This is a genomic window from Enterococcus sp. E5-162 (genome assembly GCF_035725965.1).
Lineage (GTDB): Bacteria > Bacillota > Bacilli > Lactobacillales > Enterococcaceae > Enterococcus_B > Enterococcus_B lactis.
Map to the genome: position 1 here is coordinate 1 of NZ_JAPRFV010000032.1, position 2,897 is coordinate 2,897.

Annotated in this window: 2 protein-coding genes and 1 pseudogene; 1 reads left to right on the top strand and 2 read right to left on the bottom strand. The window is 27.2% G+C overall.

Annotated elements, in window-relative coordinates:
• Positions 1–73: pseudogene (locus OZZ83_RS14580) on the top strand (IS6 family transposase); the annotation flags it as partial.
• A 107-nt stretch (positions 74–180) separates the two neighbouring features.
• Here the strand turns inward: OZZ83_RS14580 and OZZ83_RS14585 are convergent.
• Positions 181–2,169: a hypothetical protein gene (locus OZZ83_RS14585; protein WP_002352940.1), complete on the bottom strand. Its 1,989-nt coding sequence runs from the start codon at positions 2,167–2,169 to the stop codon at positions 181–183.
• A 33-nt stretch (positions 2,170–2,202) separates the two neighbouring features.
• On the bottom strand, positions 2,203–2,784 hold the full coding sequence (locus tag OZZ83_RS14590; RefSeq protein WP_052611347.1) for a recombinase family protein: 582 nt from the start codon (positions 2,782–2,784) through the stop codon (positions 2,203–2,205).
• Between the last annotated feature and the right edge of the window lie 113 nt (positions 2,785–2,897).

Consider the following 2,897-nt stretch of genomic DNA (forward strand, 5'->3'; position numbering starts at 1 on the left):
CCGAAGAAATGGAACGCTCTTCGGCTTTTCGGTGTCTACTGAAATCAAGGTATTAATGGGAATAACAGCCTAAGATATTTGGAGTTCAGAGAGGGCGCGTTTGATTTTCAAACTTCGCAACAGAACCTAATCAACTATATAATAATTTTTCTGTCAATTTAATATTCTAACTGTTACTATTTAGGAGGGTAAAATATCCTCTAACGAATAAACTTCAGTTATTAGCCCTTCCCTATTATCAAGTAAAAATTTAAAATGAAACTCTTCATTTATTTTGACAATGTAAAAGAGTAAAACCATTATTGAATATAAATAATCTTTTTTGTACTCACTTTCATCTTCAGCAATGAAATCATGTTCATATTTATTTCTTAATCCTATTGAATTATCATATTGCCTATTATTAAGGAGATAATTTAGATAGTTCATTTCAGGAATTGAAAACAATGTTGATTCACTTCTGAGTATTTTACGATCTAATAATTCATTAATTTTATCTTGATATCTTCTCTTATCATCTTCTATTAGTAATATTTTAGGATAGTTGTAATAATTTATTACACCATATATCCAAATTTGTTTGTAAATACCTAACTCAATTAATTGATCTTTATTAAAATAGAGAATGTCCTTATTTATTGATACTAAATTATTTTTTAACAAAATATCTATTATTTTCTGCTGGTACTCTAAAAATACACTATACTTAACTTTATGTTTGCTAACTAAATTGACAAAATTATCCTCCTCAATTAATTCATTATAAATCCCCATAACATGTTGATCTGTAAATAAGTATATAAGCAACTGATCAAGCTCATCCGAATTGGAATAAATGTATTTATTTGATAAATAACTACCTAATTCTCTAAAAGATGGGGTATTAGAAAAATTAAATAATTTGGGGTCGATATACCCATCATCTAATAAAAATTTCCATTGTTTTCTTATAAATTCTTCAATAGTAAAATTAATTTTTGTACGTACTTTTAAACTTGAATCTCTTGACATATCTAATTTAAACCATTTCAGATTAAAATTATCATTCGAATATTCATGAAAAAAATATTCTATTACATCCTCGAATAGAATATTATGTTCTTCCATCAAAACTTTTCCAAACATATCCAATTCACTTAATATAACTACTTGTTTTAAATCAAATACCTCATTCTCTTCATAATATCTTTTAGATTTGATAATCAAAAGAAAATCGAATAAACCTTTCTCAATATTGTTAAAACTTAATAGATTTAAAATTCCATTGTTAGTAAAAAAACCTGTTAAATACTTAATTTCATTCAAAATAGTTTCAAAGTCTCCATATTTTCTCAAGAAATCAGTATCTACAAATCCTTTAACATTTGTACTTTTTTTAAACTCGTCTAGGTCAGTATAAATCTTTACTTTAGTATTACAAATTTTAGTTCGCTTATCAGACATGAATTTCTCAGTCAAATGATCAACTTGATCTAATATTTTCTTATACAAATTTTTATCAACGATTAAGTATTCTTCAAGTCCTTGTATTTTTTTGCTCATAAAATTCAAAAAATTATAATCTGGTTCAATAATTTTATCATCAAACTCTACTAGATTTTCAACATATGAAGTTGCTAACTGATAAAATTCATCTTTAGTTATATTTTTAGGGATATAAAGAGTAGAACCTCTATCCATAAAATTCTGTAACAAGATCTTTATATTAATATCTTTAGAAAGAAAGTAATCTTTAATAGCATTTGGATATTTATCTATCCAAAATTCTGATTTAAGAAAACATTGGATAGGAATTTCGTTACCAAAGACTATATCTTGAAAAGAATTTTCGGACATTTTTTTTGATAAATCATTTTTTTCAAAGAAAACTAAAAATGAAGAAAACTGCTGTTTTTGATCATATATCATAGTAAAAAATCTTTTTAAATTAGTATCTGTCAAATTATTCTGAAAAAGTGATATATTTTTATGAAATACGCTAAGATATTTTCCTTTATTGTCCTTTAAAAATTTATCAATAGTTTTTTTTATAAAAGAACTAGCTTCATACATTTCTAGTACTTCAAAAATAGATGGATCAGTTATTAACATAAGTTCATTAATTCTATTTTTAAATTGCGTTAAATCCGTTTCAAATTTAGGATTAGTAATTACATATTCCGTTTCCACCCAATAAATACCTCCAGTAAAAATTTAATAACACTAAATTTCTTCTTTGCTTATCCTGGAATTTTTCGTAATTCCATATTTCATTCTATATCTTCTAAACGTCCTTCGATTTATACCTGTCTGTTCTTCAACTTCTTTATCAGTAGATCCTTCCAAGAATAATTTGAATGCTAGTTGAAGTCGTGGATCGTTTTCTCGATATTTAGGCTTTCCACCCTTATACTTTCCTTTTGCTTTAGCAAGCGCAATACCTTGTTGCTGCGTTTCACGAATATATCGACGTTCTTCTTCCGCCTGGTACTTGTATAGTTCAATAATTAAGTTATTAAGTAATCGACGCAAATTATCATCAGTTATCCCTGTTAACGCTGGTAAATTCAAAACTTCCAGAGTCGCTTTCTTCAGCTGAATCAAATTCATCGTTTCTGTTAGCTCTTTATTATTTCGCCCAAGACGTTTTAATTCTGTCACAACGACAATATCACCTTCACGTATGAATTCCATCATTTTTTGAAATCCTTCACGATTGGTATCTTTCCCGCTTGCCTTATCAGTAAAAATTTTATCACACTTTGATAACAATTCTAGCTGTCTATCTAAATGGTTCTGTTGCAAAGTTTTAAATAAAGAATAAAATCCCTTACGGTATCTATGATTTAAGCTGGGATTCCCAATAATACCTTGATTTCAGTACAGACCGAAAACCCGAAGAGAGTGCCTTCTTTTCG